Source organism: Desulfovibrio sp. SGI.102, assembly GCF_050314315.1.
In the GTDB taxonomy this organism is placed as follows: Bacteria; Desulfobacterota; Desulfovibrionia; order Desulfovibrionales; family Desulfovibrionaceae; genus Desulfovibrio.
This window is the reverse complement of sequence record NZ_JBNPNC010000008.1, coordinates 1-21,191: the sequence shown is the minus strand read 5'-3', so window position 1 is coordinate 21,191 and position 21,191 is coordinate 1. Positions and strand designations below refer to the sequence as shown.

General features: G+C 63.5%; 23 protein-coding genes. 1 reads left to right on the top strand and 22 read right to left on the bottom strand.

Features of this window, described 5'->3' with window-relative positions:
• Positions 1 to 9: 9 nt before the first annotated feature.
• From ACQRCJ_RS03350 to ACQRCJ_RS03265, 18 genes are all read right to left on the bottom strand, one after another.
• Positions 10 to 537, bottom strand: coding sequence for a hypothetical protein (locus ACQRCJ_RS03350; RefSeq protein ID WP_419008642.1), 528 nt, complete (start codon positions 535 to 537; stop codon positions 10 to 12).
• On the bottom strand, positions 534 to 1,994 hold the full coding sequence (locus ACQRCJ_RS03345) for a phage tail protein (RefSeq protein ID WP_419008641.1): 1,461 nt from the start codon (positions 1,992 to 1,994) through the stop codon (positions 534 to 536). Before ACQRCJ_RS03345 ends, ACQRCJ_RS03350 begins: the two co-directional genes overlap by 4 nt.
• A complete protein-coding gene (locus tag ACQRCJ_RS03340; protein WP_302554391.1) occupies positions 1,995 to 3,182 on the bottom strand; it encodes a baseplate J/gp47 family protein in 1,188 nt (395 codons plus the stop codon). It abuts the gene before it with no gap.
• The gene (locus tag ACQRCJ_RS03335) at positions 3,133 to 3,606 is read right to left on the bottom strand and encodes a baseplate assembly protein (RefSeq protein WP_302554390.1); all 474 of its coding nucleotides are present in this window, start codon (positions 3,604 to 3,606) and stop codon (positions 3,133 to 3,135) included. The genes ACQRCJ_RS03340 and ACQRCJ_RS03335 overlap by 50 nt, the downstream gene beginning before the upstream one ends.
• Positions 3,607 to 3,716: 110 nt before the next feature.
• Complete coding sequence (locus tag ACQRCJ_RS03330) at positions 3,717 to 4,475, bottom strand: baseplate assembly protein (RefSeq protein WP_302554389.1); 759 nt, start codon at positions 4,473 to 4,475, stop codon at positions 3,717 to 3,719.
• Between the two features lies 1 nt (position 4,476).
• Complete coding sequence (locus tag ACQRCJ_RS03325; RefSeq protein ID WP_302554388.1) at positions 4,477 to 5,295, bottom strand: hypothetical protein; 819 nt, start codon at positions 5,293 to 5,295, stop codon at positions 4,477 to 4,479.
• Complete coding sequence (locus ACQRCJ_RS03320; RefSeq protein WP_302554387.1) at positions 5,292 to 5,831, bottom strand: hypothetical protein; 540 nt, start codon at positions 5,829 to 5,831, stop codon at positions 5,292 to 5,294. The genes ACQRCJ_RS03325 and ACQRCJ_RS03320 overlap by 4 nt, the downstream gene beginning before the upstream one ends.
• Positions 5,828 to 8,353, bottom strand: a complete 2,526-nt coding sequence (locus ACQRCJ_RS03315; RefSeq protein ID WP_427799349.1) for a phage tail tape measure protein — start codon at positions 8,351 to 8,353, stop codon at positions 5,828 to 5,830. Before ACQRCJ_RS03315 ends, ACQRCJ_RS03320 begins: the two co-directional genes overlap by 4 nt.
• A gap of 172 nt (positions 8,354 to 8,525) precedes the next feature.
• On the bottom strand, positions 8,526 to 8,852 hold the full coding sequence (locus ACQRCJ_RS03310; RefSeq protein WP_427799348.1) for a hypothetical protein: 327 nt from the start codon (positions 8,850 to 8,852) through the stop codon (positions 8,526 to 8,528).
• A gap of 116 nt (positions 8,853 to 8,968) precedes the next feature.
• A complete protein-coding gene (locus ACQRCJ_RS03305; RefSeq protein WP_204625970.1) occupies positions 8,969 to 9,433 on the bottom strand; it encodes a hypothetical protein in 465 nt (154 codons plus the stop codon).
• A 9-nt stretch (positions 9,434 to 9,442) separates the two neighbouring features.
• On the bottom strand, positions 9,443 to 11,158 hold the full coding sequence (locus ACQRCJ_RS03300) for a DUF2586 domain-containing protein (RefSeq protein WP_427799347.1): 1,716 nt from the start codon (positions 11,156 to 11,158) through the stop codon (positions 9,443 to 9,445).
• A gap of 4 nt (positions 11,159 to 11,162) precedes the next feature.
• Positions 11,163 to 11,537: a hypothetical protein gene (locus tag ACQRCJ_RS03295; protein ID WP_419008639.1), complete on the bottom strand. Its 375-nt coding sequence runs from the start codon at positions 11,535 to 11,537 to the stop codon at positions 11,163 to 11,165.
• 9 nt (positions 11,538 to 11,546) lie between these two features.
• The gene (locus ACQRCJ_RS03290) at positions 11,547 to 12,065 is read right to left on the bottom strand and encodes a translation initiation factor 2 (RefSeq protein WP_419008638.1); all 519 of its coding nucleotides are present in this window, start codon (positions 12,063 to 12,065) and stop codon (positions 11,547 to 11,549) included.
• 8 nt (positions 12,066 to 12,073) lie between these two features.
• A complete protein-coding gene (locus tag ACQRCJ_RS03285; protein ID WP_419008637.1) occupies positions 12,074 to 12,565 on the bottom strand; it encodes a phage virion morphogenesis protein in 492 nt (163 codons plus the stop codon).
• Between the two features lies 1 nt (position 12,566).
• On the bottom strand, positions 12,567 to 12,998 hold the full coding sequence (locus tag ACQRCJ_RS03280) for a phage protein Gp36 family protein (protein WP_419008636.1): 432 nt from the start codon (positions 12,996 to 12,998) through the stop codon (positions 12,567 to 12,569).
• A 111-nt stretch (positions 12,999 to 13,109) separates the two neighbouring features.
• Positions 13,110 to 14,108 (bottom strand): major capsid protein, encoded by a 999-nt coding sequence (locus ACQRCJ_RS03275; RefSeq protein WP_419008635.1) that lies wholly within the window; start codon positions 14,106 to 14,108, stop codon positions 13,110 to 13,112.
• Between the two features lie 30 nt (positions 14,109 to 14,138).
• Positions 14,139 to 14,726 carry a hypothetical protein gene (locus ACQRCJ_RS03270; RefSeq protein WP_419008634.1) on the bottom strand — a complete coding sequence of 196 codons (588 nt, stop codon included), beginning with the start codon at positions 14,724 to 14,726 and terminating at the stop codon, positions 14,139 to 14,141.
• Positions 14,727 to 14,744: 18 nt separating this feature from the next.
• A complete protein-coding gene (locus ACQRCJ_RS03265) occupies positions 14,745 to 15,728 on the bottom strand; it encodes a phage protease (RefSeq protein WP_419008633.1) in 984 nt (327 codons plus the stop codon).
• A gap of 172 nt (positions 15,729 to 15,900) precedes the next feature.
• Here ACQRCJ_RS03265 and ACQRCJ_RS03260 point away from each other — a divergent pair, with 172 nt between their 5' ends.
• Positions 15,901 to 16,155, top strand: coding sequence for a hypothetical protein (locus ACQRCJ_RS03260; RefSeq protein WP_419008632.1), 255 nt, complete (start codon positions 15,901 to 15,903; stop codon positions 16,153 to 16,155).
• On the opposite strand, the gene ACQRCJ_RS03255 is transcribed toward ACQRCJ_RS03260, so the two are convergent.
• The 4 genes from ACQRCJ_RS03255 to ACQRCJ_RS03240 form a co-directional block, all read right to left on the bottom strand.
• Entirely contained in the window at positions 16,132 to 17,613 is a 1,482-nt protein-coding gene (locus ACQRCJ_RS03255) for a phage minor head protein (protein WP_427799346.1), read from the bottom strand. The two genes, ACQRCJ_RS03260 and ACQRCJ_RS03255, sit on opposite strands and share 24 nt — an antisense overlap.
• A complete protein-coding gene (locus tag ACQRCJ_RS03250) occupies positions 17,576 to 19,135 on the bottom strand; it encodes a phage portal protein family protein (RefSeq protein ID WP_419008630.1) in 1,560 nt (519 codons plus the stop codon). Before ACQRCJ_RS03250 ends, ACQRCJ_RS03255 begins: the two co-directional genes overlap by 38 nt.
• Before the next feature lie 369 nt (positions 19,136 to 19,504).
• Entirely contained in the window at positions 19,505 to 19,696 is a 192-nt protein-coding gene (locus ACQRCJ_RS03245) for a hypothetical protein (protein WP_419008629.1), read from the bottom strand.
• An 18-nt stretch (positions 19,697 to 19,714) separates the two neighbouring features.
• Complete coding sequence (locus ACQRCJ_RS03240; protein ID WP_419008628.1) at positions 19,715 to 21,172, bottom strand: hypothetical protein; 1,458 nt, start codon at positions 21,170 to 21,172, stop codon at positions 19,715 to 19,717.
• Positions 21,173 to 21,191: the final 19 nt, after the last annotated feature.

Here is a 21,191-nt window from a genome sequence, read left to right as displayed (position 1 = left end):
GGCTTCCCCCTATATGGGCAGGACAAATTCGATGGTCTGCCGCACCGACGGCGACCGGTTGATGGCCGGGCGGATGATCTGTACCGCCACCAGCAGGCCGGGGCTTTCCAGGTCGCCGGGCGTAAAATAGCGCTGGCCGGGCGGCAGGGAGTCCTTCAGCACCGTGTCCATGAAAACGCCGATCTCCCGGATAACCGCATTGCTGGCGTCCTCAAAGTTGTAGTTGGTCCGCACATACAGATACGGCGACGGCCCGACCACGGTCTTGTAGCGCGCTTCCTGCACTTCGCCGCCCGTGCCCGTGGCCACGGGGATGACGATGTCGCCTTCTTCATCCGGTTCCACAAAGCCGATGCTCGCCGGAGTACGGCGGCCCAGCTCATTGACCAGCGCTGTGGCGTCCACCAGGCTGGGCAGTTCCGCGTCTTCCTCATCCCAGGCGGTATTCCCGCTTCCCCAGGCCAGATGAATGGGCCGGGAGGACAGCGCCAGCGCGATGGCCGCGCGTCCTGTTTTCGTCAGCGTCGCAAGACTCATTCTGTTTGCTCCTTGATAGAGGTTAAGCCCGTATAGTCATACCAGCGCCGCCCAGCAGAACTGCCCAGCCAGCGCCGTTCATGCAGCGGACCACTGAGGTGCGGAGCCGTCTCTTCCCCGCGCCAGTACGCGGTGGCAGCCGGCGCGGCTCCCGTTACGGCCAGCAGCACGTCCCCGGACAGGCGCGGCGCTTCCCGCTCCGCTTCGTCCCCGTGCAAAAACGCCTGGGACGTGACGGCACAGGGCAAACGCCAGCTGCGCCACTCGCGCCCCCGCCAGGGGCCTTCCCAGCCGTCTTTCTTGGGGGAAGCACTGCGCACCGCCAGGCGGCTTTCTCCGGCCAAGCGCGGGATGCCCACTTTGACGGCGGGGCAGGATACCGGGGTACGGTGCCGCCAGCGCTCCAATATCTCCCATTCGCGCCGTAACGGGTCCGCGCCCCAAACGTCCCCCCAGCGCGTTCCCTGATAGATGACCGCCTGCGGGCGGCCATAACAGGCGTTCACGTCGCCCCAGGTCCCGTCTCCATGCACGGCCACGGGCGTTCCCGGCTCCTCACCGTCGCCGGGCCAGGAATACACGGCCTCCACCTTCGCAAAGGACCGCTGCCGAAAGATCCAGGGCAAAAGCTCCCGCTCCCAATGCAGGCTCACCAACGCCCCGATGGTGAAGCCGTGGTTGCGCGGAAACACGTCGCTCCAGGCCGAACGGCTCCACACGGGCCGGTCGATGTACGGCGCAAGAAAGCCCGTCCGGCTCTCCACTCCAAGCCCGGCCCCGCTGTCGTTGTAGCGCTCCGACTGAAAGCGCCGGATCATGCCGAACGACACCACGATGTCCCCGTCCTGGCCCGGCCAGAGAACCCCGGAAAAGCGGGACCAGAAGCCGTTGGACCAGCCTTGCTCTTCCACGGGGCCGCCGCTCCAGACCGTGGGCACCCGGTCATAGGTATCCGTGTACACGCGCGCCAGCAGGGAACGGGCGGGCTTGTATTCGTTCACCAGCCACAACAGCGTATCCAGATCCGCCAGCAAGGCATCCTGTTCCGTTTGCGTCGCGGGCGTTTTGAGCCCGATCTGAAACTCCGCCCAGCGCGACGGCTGGTAGCGCCGCAGGCTTTCCAGCCGGAGCGCCTCGAAGCCGTAAAATCTCAGGATCTCCGGCAGGCCTTCGGTCCTGCCTCCCAGCTGATGCCAGCGCCAGGCGTTCACCACACGGCTGCGGAACGCTTCGGCGCTTTCCTTGGGATGCCGCACCAGTCCGCGACTTTTGCCGAAGTCCGGCACAAGCTCCGCCTCGCACAGCTTCGGGAACCACTGGCGGCGAAAATACACGCTGTCGTCCCGCGCGCTGTCCAGCGACAGCGCCAGCCCCCGGACAAGCCCGGCCAGAGGACCGGGCGCGTGGATCAGCGGCCACGCCAGCCGGTCGTGAAAGTATCTCCAGAACTCGGACACCTACATTTCCTCCGCCATGACCGCGCGCAAGCTCAGGCTTTCCAGAAAGGCCACCCCGTCCGCCGGAACCGGCACCACGTCCTGCGCGGGGCTTGCCCAGGTCACGCGCTTCACGCCGGGCACGGCCATCACCGTGTGCGTCAAAAGATCCCGCGTCAGGTCCTGGCCGATCTGCAGGGCCGTCACGTCCGCAAGCGGGCTCCTTTCCGCAAACAGCGCGCGCAGCCGGTTTTCCGCCTGTGCACTGATGGCGTCGGGATCTCCCGCCGTGTATTCCAGCACCCCGTCCAGAGCGGCGGATACCGGCGTCGGGCCTTTTACCAGCCAGTCGTCATTGATGGGCGTATGCGGCGCGATAGCCGCCCGGACCTTCTCCAGCAGGGCTTCCGTGGGCAGCACGTCCGCCCCGCGTACCACCACGTCCACCGTGCCCTGGCCGCGCGGATGCCGGTCCAGAATGGACACCGAGGTCACGCCAGGAACCGACAGCGCCCACGCCGCGTAGGCGTATTTGGTGCAGCCGTTGTTCCCCTGCCATTGCAGCGCGATGCGCTCCCGAAGCTGCGTGTCCGTCTCTTCGTCCGCGCCTTCTTCCGTCAGCCAGCCCGCCGGGTTGCTCACCCCGGCAATGCCCGTGACCGGCGTCACCAGCTCGCAGATCTGTCCGGCGGACGCATTGGCCGCCGCGCCGTAATCCTCGGCCTCAGCCTCCACGTCCACATGCTCGGCACCGGCAGGCAGTACGGCGGCGGCTATCGTGCCGTAGCGGTATATCCGGCCCGCGCCGTCAGGCAGCGTGCGCACGATGCGCCCGGCGGGGATACTCACGTTGGCTTCCGAGCTCGACAGCGCGTCCCGGAAAAAGCGGACCTTGCCCCGCGCCTTCGTGGCCGCCCGCCGCGTAAGGGCCACGCTTGCCGCGTGCATGTCCAGCCAGTCTCCCGTGGCACTGGACGGCGTCACCTGGGCAAGCAGGCGCTGCAACAGGTCGTAAATCTGCCAGTAGCCCCAGCAGTAGATTTCCAGCAGCCCGCGTACCACGCCCTTGTTCAGGTTCAGCCGCGCGGGCAGATAGCCGTGGGCAGCAAGCCTGTCCTGCACCGTCTCCACATAGCCGAACACCGACGCCCGGACGTCTTCAATCGTTCGGGAAACACGGGGCAAAGGTATCTGTTCTTGGGTCGGCATCTTCGATCACCATTTCCCTTGTCAGCTTGTTCACCTGCAAAACCAGGTTCAGCGGCGTGTCTTCCTCCAGAAAACGCCAGCGCACCAACGCCGTGATGGACCGGGCATCCCAGGCCGTGACCGTGCAGCGTACCGAACCGGTCTCCACACGCGGATCTTCCTCCACCCGCAGGATGACCTCGCTCTCAAAGGCCGCGCGGCTCCCCGCCGTGGAATCCTCCAGAATCCAGTCATACAGCAAAGACCCGAACTCCCGGTCATAGAACAGGCTGCCCAGGCGGGTGAACAGCCGCAGCCGTATGTCCTGAAGACCGGTGTCCACGCCGTTTGTCAGCAAAAGTTCCCCGTTGGCCGCCACGCGGGCCTGCCCGCTGTCGTCCAGGGCGATATCCTGCCCCCAAAGATCTGTCGTTACACTGCTCATGGGAAAATACTGGCACAAAAAAAGGGAGCACGCCCGGAAAGGACGCGCTCCATGCGAAGTTTTTCGGGGGCTTTCCCCGCCTGTTTTTTGCACCATAAATGAGAATGGCGCTAATGCGGGCAGCTTCCCCCGCTGCGGCTTCCGGCATAGGAATCCCCGGTCACACGGCTGCTGCCGCCGGTCGTCGTGTTGCCCGTCACCTCCTGGTCGCCCCGGATCACCACGTCCCCCTCAAATTCCGCCTGGCCCTTGCCTTGTCCGTCAAACGCCTTGCAGACCACGCGGCCTTGCAGATTGATGAGCGGCGCAACAATGTTGGCCACGTTCCCGGCCTGCACGGTGGCGTCCTTGCCCGCCTGGATCGTCGCGTTGTCCCCGGCCTGGACCGTCCAGCTTTTCCCCGCTTCCGTCCGCACGTCCTGCGGCGTCAGCGTCACCACGCGCTTGTCCTTGTCGATGCGCAGTTCCACGCCGTTCTCAAGTTGGATGACAAATTCGTTCAGCGCCGCTTTGGGCGCGTTCATGCCGCCGCCCCAGCGGATGTTGGCGATATACGGATAGTTCGGGTCCCCGTCGTAATACGCCAGGTCGCACAGCACGCCGGGCACCGGCGGGCAGACCACGCCGCGATCCGGGCCGCCCCACAGCACGGGCAGGGCCACACGCGGCACCGCCGGTTCCTTCGGATCCGCGCTTTCGTCGTTCCGGAGCGGCTGCACGTCGCAAAAATATTCCCCGTCGCTCGCGTACACGGCCACCACCCTGGCCTTCCGGGGCAGGCGGTAATAATGCCGCAAGTCCGGCATGGCCAGTTCCACCAGCTTGCGGATCAGGCCCACCAGATCCCGTTTGCCCTGACTGTCGTCCATGCTACAACCACCCCGTGTCCTTGCCGTAACTGATGACCGTACTGTTGCCGCTGTCCTGAAAGGTATGCGCCACTGTCAGCGCCCGCACCGTTTCGTCAACGCCGCGACGGGTATCCCGGATATGCACCAGGCGGCTGTGCGTCAGCCCCGGCAACGGCACGGAAACCACCACGCCCACCCCGTCCGCCGTCTCCGGCGGCGTGTGGGAAAGCAGGTTCTCCGCCGTGGCCACGCTGTATACGTCGCCCGGTTCATCGCCCGCGCTCCAGGTCAGGCCCGATGCCCCCAGCCACAGCGCGTGGCGGCTCATGTCGTGCCCGAAAGAGCGCTCCAGGCTATGGGAAAGCTGCCGGATGGCCCGCGCCACGGACACGCCGGAAAACACCTGCCAGGGCAGCACTTCCCCCGGAACCTCCACAGCGCCCACGGCAAGCCCGGTCCGGGCCAGCAGACGCCGGGCCACCACGTCCGCCGGCTCCCGGTAAAAGCTCTCCGTCACCATGGTGGTCGTCAGCGCTTTTTCCAGGCCCACGGCCCGCACAACCACCGCGTCCGCGCCGTCCGCATCCCGGCGCGGCTGATCGATGCCTTCCACCGTGCCTTCCCATTCCTGCCACATCCTGGCTTCGCCACGGTAACCCCAGCGTACGGCCACCGCCTGCCCCACGGCAAGCCGTGACCGCACTTCGCCCTCCGGATCCGGAACAACCACCGTCGCCCGGCTCAGCACCGCGCAGCGACGGAACACCAGCTCCAGAAACGGGCTGCGCAGGATCTCCACCGGTCCCACGTTGCAGCGTATGTTCAGTCCCTCGATCATTGCACGTCCACCCCGATGACCGTTTCCGGCTGTTCGGCGGCTTTCTCGGCCTTTTCCTTCGCCTGCTTCGCCAGCTCCGCCGGAGTGGGCGTCCTGGCCTGCGCCCGCTCCTGTTTGATGATGGGCGGGTTATGCTCCACAAAGGCCAGCGAGGCCCGGATCTCATCCGTCCGGCACGACTCCGAGGAATCCAGGCGCGAAAACACCACCCGCCGCACGCCGCGCGCCAGCACATGGCTGTTCGCCACGGTAAAGATGGACGGGTTGGCCTTGCCGTCCGTTTTCTTGAAAAAGCCCTCCAGCACCGCCAGTTTGTCATAGCAGGTGCCGTTCTCATCCGTGAGCAGGGTCAGCGTCAGACTGATGTCCGCGTCTTCCCAGCCCTGCGGCGTCTTTTTTTTGCCGCTGGCCTTGTCCACGCTCTGTTCGTCAAAGCGCACCTTCCCGCTGACCCGCAGATCGGACAGAAGGCCGGGCAGCTCTTCGCCGCCTATCCTCACAATGCCGTCTTCAAAGCTCAGAAGTTTCAGGCTCATGCCAGGCTCCCTCCCATTTCCGTGGCCGCTGCCTGCAAGTCCGCGTAAAAGTCCTGCGCGTCCTTGACGTTGGGCAGCGTGATGTTGGCGATATGCAGCGTCCAGGATTGCGACGCTGCGGTCTGTTCCCCGGTGGCAAGTCCCTGCCGGGTCCGCGCTTCGGCCACGTCGGCGGGCAGCCCCGGCGCGTCGGGTACCACGGGCGCTTCCCCCGTGGCGGGCACGGGCACGCCCTTGTCACCCCACAGCCCGTCCCACCAGGTGCCGATGCTTTCTTTCAGGCTGCCCAGCTTGCCGGAAAGCGTCGCGTACAGGCCGGGAAAGCCCGCGTTCATGCCTTCGCTCAGCGTGGACATGAGACGCGCCCCCGACAGCGTCAGCGTGGACAGCGGGCCTTCCTTGGCGTCACTGAACGGCAAGAGGTCGCGCAGCCTTCCCAGCGCGTCGGAAAACGTCTGCTTGAGGCTTTCCACCTTGGACAGGATGCCTTCCTTGAAGGTATCCAAAAGTCGCGCCCCGGACTCGAAAAGGTCCAGGCCAGAAAGCCATTCCGTGGCCTGCGCCCAGGCGTCCCGGATCCAGTCCCCGATGCGAAAATAGTCCGCAAAGGCCATGAGCGAATCGCAGAAGTTGGTCCAGATATTCTCGGCCATGGCCGTGGCCGTGACCCAGTCCCCGGTAAAGAGGGCGCACACCAGACGCACCAGGGATACCAGGGAATCGATGCCGCGCACCACGTTGGCGATCACCGTTGCCACCAGCTCCAGCCCGATGCTCAGCACGCCGCCCAGGATCTCACCCAGGCTCCGCGCCTCGGACGATGCGCTTTTGACCTCGGTCCCGAACACCCGGCCTATCAATTCGCCCAACGAGTCGAACAGGTCGCGGACCTTGAGGATGGCCGGAGTCAGCGCCACCACCGCGCCGTCAAAATTCAGCCCCTCCCAGATGCCCGTGAAAAATTCCTTGATGCGGTAGGCCACGCGGGCCACCGTGGTCACAATGCCCACCAGGCCTTCCGCCTTGATGTCTTCCGCCAGTTCACCCCGGATCTCTCCCACGCCGTCCTTGAGCGAACCGAACACCGCCGTCACGCCCCGGACCACCAGCGAAATGTTCCGCCCCCAGCGGGAAAGCGTGGTGGCAATGCCGCCAAAGTCCTTTTTCCAGGCCGCGTACAAAAGGCCCACGGCGGCGATCAGCGCCCAGACCGGCCAGCCCAGCCCCAGCAAGGCCGTCTTGATGGCCAGCAGCGACGAAGATACAAAAGGCGCGGCCTTGGATACCGCCCACAATCCGGCGGCAAAGCCCGTGACCGCCAGCACGGCCAGACTGACGGCGGAAACGATCTTCAAAAGCGCCGCGCCAAAGGGCGTCTGTGCCGCCTGGTCCAGCAGCCGCAACAGGGCGGTCACGGCATCCACCACCGCCCGCACGGCAGGTAGAAACAGCTTGCCCACCGTGATACGCACGCTCTCCCAGGCCGACCCCATGCCGCGCAGAGAACCCGCCAGAGTGTCGTTCATCCGGGCCGCCATTTCCGCCGCCGAGCCGCCCCCGGCTTCCAGTTGCCTGGCATAGTCGGCGATGGCGCCGATGCCTTCTTTCTGGATAAGCTCCGCAAACCCGGCTATGGCCTCTTCGCCCACAATGGTCTTCATGGCCGCGATCTGTTCCGCCGTGCCCATATTCTTCAGGCCCGCAGCCATCTCGCCAAGCACGGCCACAGGACTGCGCAGATTGCCCGCGCTGTCCTTCACCGTCACGCCCAGCTTCTGGAAAAGTTCCTGCGCTTCCTTTGTCGGCGCGGCCATCTTGTTCAGCATGGCCTTGAGCGTGGTGCCCGCCTGGCTGCCCTTGATGCCCACGTTGCCGAGCAGGCCCGCCATGGCCGCCGTTTCTTCCAGAGACAGACCGGCCATGCGCGCCACCGGGGCGACATACTTCATGGTGTCGCCCAGAAGCTCCATATTGACGTTGGCCGTGGCGCAGGTCAGGGCCAGGGTATCCGCAACACGGGTCATTTCTTCGGCTTGCATGCCGAACGCGGAAAGAATGTCCGAGGATATGTCCGCCGCGCGCCCCAGATCCGTGGCCGTGGCCGCAGCAAGGTTCAGCACGCCCGGCAGTGCCGCTATGTTTTCTTTTGCCGAAAAGCCCGCCATGGCCAGATACTGTTCGGCCTGCCCCACCTGAACGGCGGTGAACTGCGTGGTCGCGCCAAGATCGCGCGCCGCTTTTTCCAGCGCCGCCATTTCCTCCGACGACGCGCGGGACACGGCCCCCACCTTGGCCATCTGATCCTCAAATCCAGCGGCGACGCCCACACAGGACCCGAAGGCCCCGACCAGAAGCCCGGCGGCCAGCGCCGCCGGACCCATGGCCAGGGCCAGATTGCCCATGCGTTGCCCCAGCCCCGCCGTTGTCAGGTCCACGCCTTTCATGGCCCGTTTGATACAATCCAGAGGACTGGAAAGCATGTCCACCAATGACAACGTGGCAAAAACGGAAAAAACTTCCATGGTCAAACCTTGCGAGTGCCCAAAAGGTTGCGGGACAGGGCTTCAAAAAAGCGTCGTTCCATCCAGACGGCCAGGCCTACCTGCTGCGTCCATTCCTCCAGGTCTTCCGACGGCTGAAGGTGGAGCCAGTGCAGGATCAGGGCGTCGCCCTGGCCGTAGCCGTCCGGCTCCGCTAGTTTCCCAGATCAGCGGAAATGCCCACGCCCTTCAGAATGGCCGTGGCAAAGGTGGACGACAGACCGGGATATTCTTCCATGGCCTCGGTGAGCGATTGCTTGTCATCCGGGTGCACGCAGTCCAGCACAAGGTTACGCGAGGCCTGCCCGGCGTTCCTGGCCGCCTTGTCCTGCAAGCGCTGGATCTGCGTCTTGGTCGGCTTGGCAAAGCGGTACGAAAGCGTCACTTCCGGCGCGTCCTCCGCGCTTTCCCCGGCCCACATGTCGGAAAAGGTGTGCGAGAACAGAACATACCTGCGGTTGGTCTCTTTGGTCTCAGACATACGAATCACTCCTTGTTTGAGGCGGGCACTATTGCCCGGCGTTTCTGAAAACATGCCATGAAAACGAAGAGCGCGCCCGGAAAGGACGCGCTCCATGCGAGGTTTTTCAGTCCCGGCTACAGGCCGGTGACCGACCGGTCTTTTTTGGCCGGGACCCCATTCCAGAGGATGGGTTTCAGGATCGTGAACTCGCAGGTCATGGGGCTCACGTTGTCGTCCCCCTGGCTGCCGCCACCACCGCTGAATTTGGTGATCTTGCAGTCTTTCAGGGTATCCGTCACCGTGGGCATGTCGTTGTTCGCATACGACACCACGATGGTGAACGGCGCATGGTCGTAAATGCCACCACCCGTGGCGGTCAGCTCGTTCTTGAGCTTCTCCCATTCCTCACGGTCCAGCACCATGCTGCCGCTGGCCTCGTAGTTGCCGCGTCCGTAGCCGCGCGGGATGCTGCCCCTGCCGTAACGGGCCGTGATCTCCTGCCCGTCCTCGTACTTGATCTCCGTGATGCCCACGACTTCGCCATTCGTCAGGTTCACGGTGATGCTTTCCCAGTCGTATTTATTGCCGTTGGCGGACATGCTGCCTCCTTACCCTGCCAGCGCGTAGTCCTCGATGCGCGGGTCAAACGTCGACCCCGCGTAGGTGTAGCGGTTATACAGCCGGATCTCCCGGATGATCGGGATGCCGATAAGTGTGATTTCCACCGATACGCCGTCCCGCGCCACATTTTGCCCGGACGGAATGTCCACCACATAACCTGCCAGTTCCCCGGCGGCGACCATGGCGTCCAGCGCGTTTTCCAGAGAGGCCTTCAGATAGGCCAGCCCGCCGTCGTTACCCCGGCGCAGCGGGTCGCCCGCTTCGTCGTACAGGCTCTTGCGCGCCGCGTCCCTGGTCAGGCGCACGGCCTTGAACGTGGTCCGCAGCACCTCTTCAAAGCGGAAATCCGACGTGTTCTCCGACAGCGTACGCGAATCCCCCCAATAGGTACCGGAATCTCCCGTGTACTTCTTCGCCGTCAGGAACCCGGCTTCCTCCAGCGTCGGGCGCACGGCCTCCCAGCCCGCAGGGAGCCGGAGCTGCGACACGGGGCCGTCCTTGTAGCGGCCCGTGGCCCGTTGCACAGGGATGGCCATCACGCGCCCGGCCTGCAAGCCCGCCGCGTTGCGCAGCCTGGCCGCGCCGGTCGTGTCCGTGACTTCCCCGTACTGGCAGCACACCGTCACAAAACGGCAGGCCACGTCCTGCTTTTCCGCCAGCAGAGCGGCGGTATAGGCGGAAAGGTCCTCCCCGTCCTGCGGCAGGCGCGCTTCCATCTTGAAGTAGGTAGGCTTCTGCCGGTTCCAGAGTTCGTCCGCCTTGGCCTGGGCCGCCGTCCAGTCCACCGAATCCGACGGACCCACGATATACACGAACTCCACGTCATACACGGACAGCGGTTCCTCCAGGGCCTCCAGCACATCCACGATGGACGGCGCGGGCGGCAGCAGGCGGCAGGTATAGGTGGTGCCCGCCACATAGTCCCCGGACGGGAAGGTCAGCTTCACCCCGTAGTCCGCCAGCTCGCATTCCCCGTCCAGCGGGATGGTACGGATGCGCCCGAAATTGTCCCCTCCGTCCGTGGAAAGCTGGAACGTCCCTTCGTTCCTGTCGCCGCCTTTCACGATCCGGGCCACCAGTTCCGCCCCGTCCAGTACGCCGGAATCCAGCTCTTTCACTTCCACCAGGGGGCTTTCCGCATCCCCCACGCGATAGACCGGCCCCACAGGGCAACGTACCGCAAAGGCATACGTCGCGCCTGCCTCCAGCGTCGCGCCTTCGGCAAACACCAGCGTGGCCCCCGTGGGATCCTCCCCGGAACTGATGGGATTCTGGACGGCGGACGGCGCGGCCTCGGCAAAGGTCTTGCTGCCGTCCGTGCTGATCTCCAGCGTGGCCGTGCCCACGACTCCGGGCGTGGCCACACGGACGACCACATCCGCATTCAGCGCCGGATAGCCCGATACCGTGGCCCCGGTCTTGCCTGCCGTCACCGTCAGGGCGGAAATGTAGCCGCCCGGCTGCCCCTGGACAGGCACAGCCACCACATACGGCTCCTGCCCGCCCGTGACCAGCATGTCGCGGATACGGTCCACCAGCGATCCCGTGCCCAGCAGCTCTTCCAGGTTCGTGCGCTTGCCGATCAGGTACGCCTTGCCCTCAAGTCCCTTGGAGCAGACGCCCGCCACCAGGGCCTTGCCGTCCACGCCGCCGGTCACGATGCCCGACGTGCCGTCTATCAGGTATTGGATTACATCGCCCATCTTGCTACCTCACACGCCCGCCGCACATCCGGCGGGTCCTGATGCCGTTCAGGGCTTCCCGGTATTCGGCATCCGTCACCATCTTGCCCGCTTCCCAGCCCATCATGCGGCGCAGGGCGGCATCCATCCAGGTCGGCACACGGTGCCGGTCCGCCAGCACAGAAAGGCTTTCCAGTTGCGGCCCGGCTTCCGCACGCACGACAGCCGCCACATCTTCTTGCGCACCAACGGGCGTTTCCCGTGCTTCCGACGTCGTCTCCTCGACATGCGCGCCTCCTTCGTCTTCCCTGGGTTCCGCTTCCGCAACAGCCTGTTCCGGGGCCGCCGTGACGGTCTGGGAATCGGGAGCCTGCTCCGCTGTTTTCTTTTTCGTAGCCATACCGGCCTCCTATTTGAATGTGGGTTCGTTGATGGTGTAGGAGGGGATCAGCTTATCCGCTTCCTCCCTCGTGATGCGCCCGGTAAACGTCACAACGTACAGCCGGTTCACCCTGGTGAACACGGCAATGACTTTTTCGCCCACGCGCTTGTCCGGGGCGCGTCCAAAAGTCGCCTGGCTGGCCCGTACCCGGATCCAGTTGCCCCGGCTGTCATTGCCCCCGGAGGAAAGCGCGGCCACAAAGTCATACGAAAACCGCTCCAGCCAGGCCCGGTCATCCGCCAGAATGTTGGCGTTGACCGTCAGCTCCACTTCGTACAGTTCCCGCTTGCGGATCTGGTCCGTCTCTTGGCGGCGCACATCCAGCGTGCGGCCCGTGCGGGTCAGCGTTTCCGGCATGAACTGCAATTCGATGCGCGGGCGCTTGATGGTCAGATTGTCCTTTTTTACCATGTCGATCACACGGCCTTCCGGCAATCCGGCGGCCAGCGCCGCCCGCGTGATGACCTCGGTTGCGAATGCCTGCATGGCTCCCCCTAGGCCTTAAACGCCCCGGCCAGAAAGTCGGCCATGGTCGCCTTGACGTCCTCCAGGTCTTCCTTGGAAACGCCCAGGTACGGGCGGGCGGGGATGGTCACTTTGTCCACGGCCACGGTCTTGCCGTCGCTATCCTTGAACACCAGCTTTCTGGCTTTCTTGGGCCTGATCTCGCCGCCTTTCTGGTGGATCCGGGCATAGGCCAGATTGCTGCCCACCATGACCTTGTCGGACGTGGCCGCGTAGTCGATGGACCGGCGCAAGCGCCCCGAATCCGTCAGCGTCTCGCCGCCTTCTTCCAACGCGCGCCGGGAAGGCTGCCAGGGCTTGCCCTCCGGGTCCTTTTTCGCGGCAAAGCGTTTCTTGGTGCCGGATACCAGCGCCTCGCCCACGGACTCCATGAGCGCCTGCGTGTTGCCCAGCTTCCCGGTCGCCTTGCCCAGCGCCTTGTCCAGACCGCCCCAGTGCAGGGAAACACCGCTTTTGCCCATCTCACAGCCCCCGCAGGTCAAAGAGCGGCGGGCGGCTCACCACGGCAAACGTGGGGTCCTCCCGGTCCGCATTGACTTCGGTCAGCGGCAGCTTCTGCTTGCCGGATACAATGTCCTCCAGCAGGTCCGTGCAGTATTTCCACTGCTTTTGCAGCGGGATCCACTCGTTGTCGCTGCTGGCTTCCGTATCCATCAGGGACGTGATGGCCCCCACCACGCGGTAGGCGCTGATGGCCGTGGCGATGTAGCGCACCAGCTCCGGCACCTGCGGCCACGGCTGCGGATACCGGTACGAAAGCGCGTCCGCGATCTCCCCGGACACCGCCTTGATGGTCCGGTCCACCAGGCCGGGATTCTGCTCCTCGCACGCCGTCACATAATCCGGGTGCATCAGGTCCAGCACCGCCTTGCGCCCGCACAGAATCATGGACATGCCTTTTCCTCGCGTTTTAGACTAGTTTTAGAATAGTCTAAAAAGTTTCCCCTTCCCCACGCCCGTCGTGGAGGCAAAAACGCCTCCACGGGGCGCTCAGGGCGTTTTTCGCTATTCGACCACCACAGCCTTGCAGGAAGCCCGCGAAGGACGCGCCGGAAGCGGCTTGGCCTGGCCGATCAGCATGATGCCGCTGTCGTCCATGCGGGACACCGGCACAATGTGCAGCGGCGTGGCCGCATTGTTCGCGCTGATGCTGTCGATGGCGCAGTACCACACCTTGCCCGGCTGGTTCTTCGCCACCGCAAGCAGCATCTTGGCGTCCAGCTTGGGCAGCCATTCCCCGTCGTCTTCTGGGTTTGGATACGTTTCGTCCATAAAGCGGATGGTGTAGCCGCCCACCACCACGCGCCCCTCTTCCAGGGACAGGCGGTACGGCTTGCTTTCCACGTTGGACGAATACTGTTCCACAATGCCCAGCAGCACCGCAGCCACATCCGGCCCCGCCCAGAACTCCACGCTGCCGCCAAGCCCGGCCTGGCGTACTTTCAGCTCCATGCCGCGCAGGAGCCGGTACACGTCGGGCAGTTTGGAAGCCGTCGTCAACTTGGCTTCCGGCTCATAGGACAGCAGCGGGCCGTAGTCGATCTCGTACACATGGCGGCGTCCGCCCTCCAGCTCCACAGGCCAGGTCAGCTTGCCCGTGGACGCCACCACGGAGCACATCCCTTCCACCGTGTTGCGCACGGTCTGGCGGATCTGGTCCACCTTGCGCGTGCGCCAGGCCGTCAGCGCAGCCTTGTTGCCGAAAATCACCCGCAGGTCGTTCAGCTCGCTGGCCGTCACCGGAATCTGCACCTTGATGGGCAGCGGGGCCACAAATTCCATGTCCACCCCTTCCCCGCGCAGGGAAATGGGCGTGCCGTCACGACGCACCACCGGCACCGACTGCACGGCGGCCTTCAGGTCGGATATGCCGATCAGCGGCAGGGGATGCGTGGGACGGTCCTTGAACAGATTGTCCATGACCGTGGTTTCCAGCGGCGGCAGCGACTCCAGCGAAGCCGCGATGGCCTCCGGCGTAAACAGTCCTTTCAGTTGTGCAAGCATAATGATTCCTCAATCTTAGACGTTTTTAGACTACACCGCGAACACGCCGTGACGGGCCAGCATGGCCAGCTGTCCGCCCGTGGGGGCCTTTCCGTCACCGGTCTTGAGAACGCTGGTCTTGACCGTGCCGTGCACCACGGCTGCCGCGCTCGTTTCCGCCTTCTCCCCCGTGGGGTCACAAGGCAGGTCCACCACGGCGCACGCTTCCGCGTCCGTGGAAAGGGCCGGTTCGTAGGTCACGTCCTCCACGGTCAGCGTCACGGTCACGGTATCGCCGCTCGCGGCGTCCCCGGTCAGGGAAATGCCGTAGTCCGAAAGCGTGACGCCCTGGCCGTTCAGCTTCCAGGCCGAATCGTAGGCGAACGCATACGCGCCCACCGCCTTCCCGGCTTTGGCCGCGAAGGTCGCGGCGTCCACGCTGGCGGCGGTCACGCCCGTGTTGTCTTCCCCGGTCGTGGCCGTGGCGCCGTACACGTCCACGGCTTTCAGCAGCGTGCCCACGGCAAGGGGATCCGTCACGCCCTCGGCAAGCGGCAGGTAATGGATAACGGCGGGGTGGTTGTCCGTGGCGGCGCGCTCACCGCCGAAACTGTATTTTCCCAGATGCCCTTCGTTCATGCTTGATGCTCCCTGCGGTTAAAGTTTGGACGCCATCTTGTCGTAATCAAAGCCGGGATCGTCCCCGCCCGCATGGGCCGGAGGCGCGGTGAAGTCCGTCCCCCGTTCGTCCACGGGCCGGGCTTCCAGCTCGCGCAGATAGCGTTCTTCCAGGCTGATCTTTTCCGTCGTGCCGTCGGGCGCGGCAAAGTCCACCGTGTCGGTCTGCGCCGCCAGGCGGGCCGCAAAGTCCAGGACGGAAGCCTTTTCGGCAGGCTTCACCTTCCCGGCCTTCACCAGTTCGGACACGCGCGCCTCCCGGCGCTCTCCTTCCACCTTTTCCCGGTAGGCGGCAAAGTCCGCATGGGCCTGGCCAGCCTTCTTTTCCGCGTCCGCGCGGGCGGCCTCGGCTTTTTCCTTGTCCTGTTTGTGGCTTTCCGCCTTTTTCTTCAGCTCCGCGTTTTCCGCGCGCAGTGTCTCGATCTGCGCCGTGAGCTGCCCCACCTGCCGCTGCAATTCTTCAATACTCATGCTGTCTCCTTCGCCGCTCGCAGCGGCTGCCGTATCTTTGCTGTCGCCATCCGTAGCTTCCTTCGTCGCAACGGCTGCCGCAAAATCCACCGTTATGGCGTCGCCGCCGTCCTTGAACTCCACCGCCTTGAGGCCGTCGATGGCGGGTTGCGCCGCGCCCAAAAGCGCAACATGCCGCAGGCTCACCCGGTCCGGCATGAGCGACATGGAAACGTGGCGATAATGTCCGCCCGCCACCAGCTCCCGCACCTTCTCCGGCACGTCCCGGAACCGGGCAAACAGCTTGCCGCCCTCACTTTTCAGTTGCTCCGCCCAGCCGAACGCCGGGGCGCTGTCGCTTGCCGGATGCCCGAACGTCAGCGGCGCGTCCCGCCGGGCCGGGTCGTAGGCGCTGGCGATGGCGGCAAGGTCCCGTTCCGTAAACGTCTGGGGCCGCCCCGCGCTGTCCGTGAACGTGCCCGTGCGGGCTATCTCGATCCATTTCTTGTCCATGAAAAAAGCCCCTGTTTCCGTCACTATGACAGGAAAGCAGGGGCCTTGCCCGGAAAGGGCGCGAACTATGCGAACAATTTTAGGGTGAGTTTTGGGGGAGTATTTTCCGCACGATAACGGAGAATGACGGCGGGTTGTTGACAGTGGCCAGGCTGCGGGCTATCTGAAAAATATGGAAAACTATTTCGACATTGCTACAGAACAGGAAATCGCGGAGCGTTTTCCCACCGCAGCCACCAATCCTGAATGGCTGGCAATGTGCCGCGCGTCTGCGGAAAAGTATCCTGACAGAAACTGCGCATTGTTGGCCGGGCTTTGGTTTGGCCGGGGCGACACGGAGAAGGCAGACCATTACCTGGAGCAAATCAAGGATGAGCGGGAGCGGCTGGACACCAGCATTTCCCTATATGAGCTCCGCGAAGCGTAGTAGCCCCTCAAAGTCAAAAGCATCTATGTCGTCCAGGACGCTGGCAATGTTCACAAACTCTCTGCCGGACAGAGCTGCCAGCAGTTCCTTCAATTCGCCGTCATACTCCGGCGTGGTCACCGTATCCATCAGGCGCAGCATCTCCGGCAACAACTCCTCTTCCTTGATCTTCAACACATCCAGCAGACGGTCAAAGTTCTGTATCCTGCGACCGTAGCCGTACCCCCTGTTCAGAATCTCTTTCTGATACGCGGCTTTTCCTCCCAGGCTTTCCAGCAGGCGCGGATAGGTGCGCCGGGCCGTCCACTGCGTGAATATCTCCATGATACGCCGTTGCGGCGTTTCTCCCTTGCCAAGGTCTCCAGTCTTTTGCCGGTTGTGCGTCAGCTCATGCCACAGGCTTTCAAAGGCGTATTCCTCGTTGAACGTCAGCGATTCACCTTTGGCGAGCTTGTTCCATGCGGTTTTCAGATCTCGTAATGCGTTGAACCCATCGCAGGACGTGGAAAACGTTTTGGCATTAAGCCAAAACGTTCCCTTGCAATCCGTGGCCATGAAGTAGCGCTTGCCACTTTCCGGCACTACCTTCTGAATGCCGTTATTGGTGGCAAATTGCCCGCAATGTTGCTTGATACCTTCGCAAAGCTCCGCATACGTTTTGACCGGTTTCGGTCGCTTTGACGCCGGGCCGCGCAGCTCTTCATAGCTTTCCTTGCTCACCTCCGGGCACTTCTTCATGTCCAGCCCGGATTCCGCCCAGTCCTTGCCCGGATTGTTGCGGAATCCCTTGTCCGCTCCAGGGAAGTGGACGAAATACTCCATGTTGGTTTTCGGGTCCGTCCATACCCCGGCCTGCGGCATCTCCTTTTCCACGGTCAGGCCCTCTTTTTCCACCTGCCGCGCGGAAAGCGTGCGCACACAGCAGCGGCAGCGGAAGCCGTTGGGCGGATAGTTGGACGCCCAGAACTCATGGTCCGCCGGATAGACCTTTTCGTGCAAGATGGCGTGCGAAGGCCGCACCCGCTTGTCCATGACCGCCAGGTATTGCCAGTAAGGGCGCGAAGCCTTCACCGCCTGCATTTTCTTGTATCGCCCGGCGGCGTAGGCCGTTTGCAGGTTGGTACGAAAGATGTTTTCCACCCGGTGGTCGTGCCAGCCCTGCGTCTGTATGGCCGCCATGATCCTGGCCTTGAACTCCGGCAGCGTCTCCCCGTTTTTCAGGGCTTCTTCTAGGCCGTCGCTCACCAGTTGCACCAGGTCATGCCGGGCCAGGCCCGTCACATAAAACGCCCGGCGCCTGGCCTCTTCGCCCAGGGCCCTGGCTTCCGCATCCGTGAGCTTGGCCCGCTGTTGCCAAAACGCTATGGCCGCATCCGGGTGGACGGGCTCCGCAATGATTTCCGGCTCCGGCAGCTCGATCTCAGGCCTTTTCTTCGGCATCCTCTTCTTCCTCCGCACGAACAGCCGTCATGCCCAGGCCCGCAGCCGCCGTCATGGCACGGGCCAGAAAGCTCTCCAATGCCTCCGGTGTCATGCTGGGGGCCAGCAACACGCCCAGCGATTCCTCCAGGTCCTCATAGCTTCGCGCCGCCCGGATCTCGTTCTCAAGTCTGGTGACAAATTCCGCGCTGGACTTGAGCGCTCCGGGCAGCATCTTCACGATGGCCGCGTCAAGGTTCGCCTGGGCTTTCTCCGCCGTGGTCGCCTTTTTCGCCGCCGGGGCCGCGAAATTCGCGCCCGCCGGCTCCACGGATTCGCCTTCCAAGGTGAACTCTTCCGGCTTGAGGCCGAAGCGCCCGGTGAAGTATTCCCGCGTGAAGCTCGCCCCCATTTCCTTGATCTTCTTCCCAAGGTCCGCCTGGACATTCAGGTCTTCGGGTTCGTCGTATTCCGCCAGCGGGGCCATGACGCCCGGCCCGGCGTTGACCTGGGCATACAGCCAGGCGATCTCGTTCCAGGCGTCCGTGACCATGGCCTTGTCGGCATCCGCCAGGTCATCGGCAACGTCCTTGTGGGCCTTGGTGGCCGCCAGGCTGTTCTTGCCGTCGGTCTCCACGGTCAGGGTCTGTCCCATAAGCACCTTGCTGATGGCCCGGTCCTGTCGCGCCAGAAAGTCCTCGTGTATGGCTCCCTGCGTCTGCCCGGCGCTTTCCAGCTTTACGTTCGCCCCGTGCGGGATGACGGCCACAGCGTCCTGCACCATGCGCGAAAGGCCGCGCGCCATGTCCCGTTTTTCCGGCTCCCTGGCCTGTGCCGGGGCCTCGCCCACCACCCAGGGCATCCCGTGCCGCTCCACAAAGCGCGCATAGAAGGTCAGGCCCCCGCGCTTGAAGCTCACCGGCCACAAACAGCGGGAAAGCAGCCGCAAGCCGTAGGGATTGTCATAGGTGGCATGGTGCGTCACGAAAACGAACTTTCCCGGCGGCAAAGGGCGCGGATCCGCGCAAAACGCTCCGTACTCCCCCACGAACACAGGATTGTTCCGGCTGTCGAACCGGAACCAGTGGTAGGGCTTCGGCACGATGTCCACGAGGTGCCACCAGTCCCCGTCAAAGCGCCAGATCAGCTCCAGAGGCGTGAAGCCATAGTACGGCGCGTCCAGCATCCCGGAAATGACCGTGCGCAGATTCGTCCGCTCCAAGTCCAGCATGAAGCGCCGGTGCAGCTCTTCCGCTTCCGGCGTGGGCGTTTCACCCTCCGGCGCGCCCGCACGGATGGAAAAATGCGGGCAGTTCAGCACGCGGTTTTTGCGGGAAAGCATGGCCGTTGTCACCTGGTCATCGGCGGAAAGCTCCCGCAGCACTTCCGCATCATCCCCGCGCTTGCGCAGCACCGGATCCGGGTCCGGCAAGGTGGAAAGCCAGCCATCCAGCTCCCCGAAAAACACGCCCGCGTTCTGCCGCGTGGCCAGCTCCGTGGAAAGTTCCGCCGCGTTGAACGGCACAAAGTTGCCGTCCGGCATAAAAAGTCCGTCCGCCATGAAAAAAGACCTCCGTTTTTCCACCACAATGGCAGAAAAACGGAGGTCTTGCCCGGAAAGGGCGCGGGCTGTGCGAGGATCTTTCAGGGTGGCCGTGTGTCAATTCTGACACAAAAAGGCAGGCAAAAATCCGCAATATTGCCCGGATTGAAAAAATCCGGCTCTCTGTGATAGACTTTTCATTACACCCTATAACCCCGGACCATCCGGGCATCACAGGAGCCGGAAATATGGCTGAGAAATTTTCTCCCGATGTATTGTTACAGACTGCTACCCAGCTTTATCTCTCTGTGAGAAAAAACAAGGGAGACTTGGTACGCGAACACGGATCCATTGAAGACCGACGCACAAAGGAAATGGAAAGTTTTGTCATATTTTATTCTCAACTTCGGGATAAGTTAACAAAGGTCGCAGAGTAATGACAGCTTGATGGCCATTCGGCGCAAGGTCTTCATTGATGGCGGATACCAGGACTCTCACACGGTCCCAGCTATCCGCCTCATGCTTTTTCAGCACGTCCAGGATTTCATCACGGCACTGCAAAAACTTGTCCCGTTCCATACCATTTTCTCCTTTGGCTTACCAGCCGTTCAATGCAAAGCCTTCCAGGGGAATGCCCACATAGTCCCACGGCTCCGCGCTTCCCAGTTCCTTGCGGGCGTCCAGCATCATGGCGCAGGCAATGACGGAGTCGCCATGCCTGCCGCCGGTCTTGTCCTTGATGCGCTGCTCAGGCACGCGGGCCACGCCCTTCACCACGCGCAGGCTGCGAAAATCCGAAAGGATGCCCGCGTCCCTGGGCAAAAGCAGCGTCTTGTCCTCGATGCCCGCCTTGAGCAGCGGCATGGTCTCCCGGTACCAAGATTCGGAAATCATCACTTCCCGGACCTGTTCCGGCCCGTACTGCTGCCGTGCGGCTTCCGCCAGGGCGGAACCGTTGCCCCGCGCGTCCAGCGACACGCCGGAAAAGCGCGGCAGCCGGTCCAGGATGGCGAACAAGATCTGTTGCTGTGTCCGGTGCGGGCAGTTGCGCAGCTCCAGCACAAAGGGCGGTACCAGACGCAGGCCCTTCCCTTCCGTGGCTGGCCAGAACACGGAAAGGTCGCCGCTGCGCCCGAAGTCCACGCCGCAAAAATGCGCCATGTCCTGGGGCAGCGTGGCCAGCAGCGGTTCCAGTTGTTCCGCTATCCAGCCCCTGGTGTAGAGTTCCGCCACGGGCAGGGGCCAGTCCACAAAGTCCTCCGCCGGAGGCGTCCAGGTCAGCACCGGCATATCCTCCATGCAGGCCTCGATCATGGACGTGGTCAGGTAGGCCCCGGAAGACTGCCGGGGAATGCAGAACAGTTCTTCATCCGCCCCGTCCCCGTAGGTCTTGATAAGCTCCGCCCGCCAGGCGTCTTCCCCTTTCTGCGTCCAGGGCTTTTCCGTCACCTGGCAGATCCGACGGTACAGGCCGTCGCGCAGGGCATCGTCCAGTGTGATGCGGTGCAGGCTGTAAGGCAGGGTCCCGGCGCGTACATCCTGCACCAGCTGGTTGAAGGCATTGTCCGCGCCGTTGTGCGTGGAAATAATGATGACCTGCCCGCCCCACATCAAGAGTGCCAGGGCAGCCTTCAAAAGCTCCGGCAGGTCTTCCACGAAGGCCGCTTCATCTATGATGACGCGGCCCTGCTTGCCGCGCAGGTTGGAAGGCCGGTTCGACAGGGCCAGGATCTTGCGCCCGCTCGCAAAGTCGATACGAAAGGCCTTGATCTCCCGTTCGTCCCCGTCCTTGAACACGTCCTCGTTGACCTTTCCGGCCACAAGCTGGAGCCGCTTCGCCCAGTCGGCGCAGGCCTCGATATACTCCCGCGTCATGTCTTGGTTGAACGAGATATACAACACGTCCATGCCGTAGCGCCCGGACGTGGCCGCAAGCAGCGTATCGTCATGCGCCTGCGCCCAGGTAAGGCCGATGCGGCGGGATTTTTCCACCACCTTGACCGAAGCCTTGTCCGCCAGCCATTTCTTTTGATACGGCAAAAACACATCGTTCATATGCTCGTCTCCCGCTTAG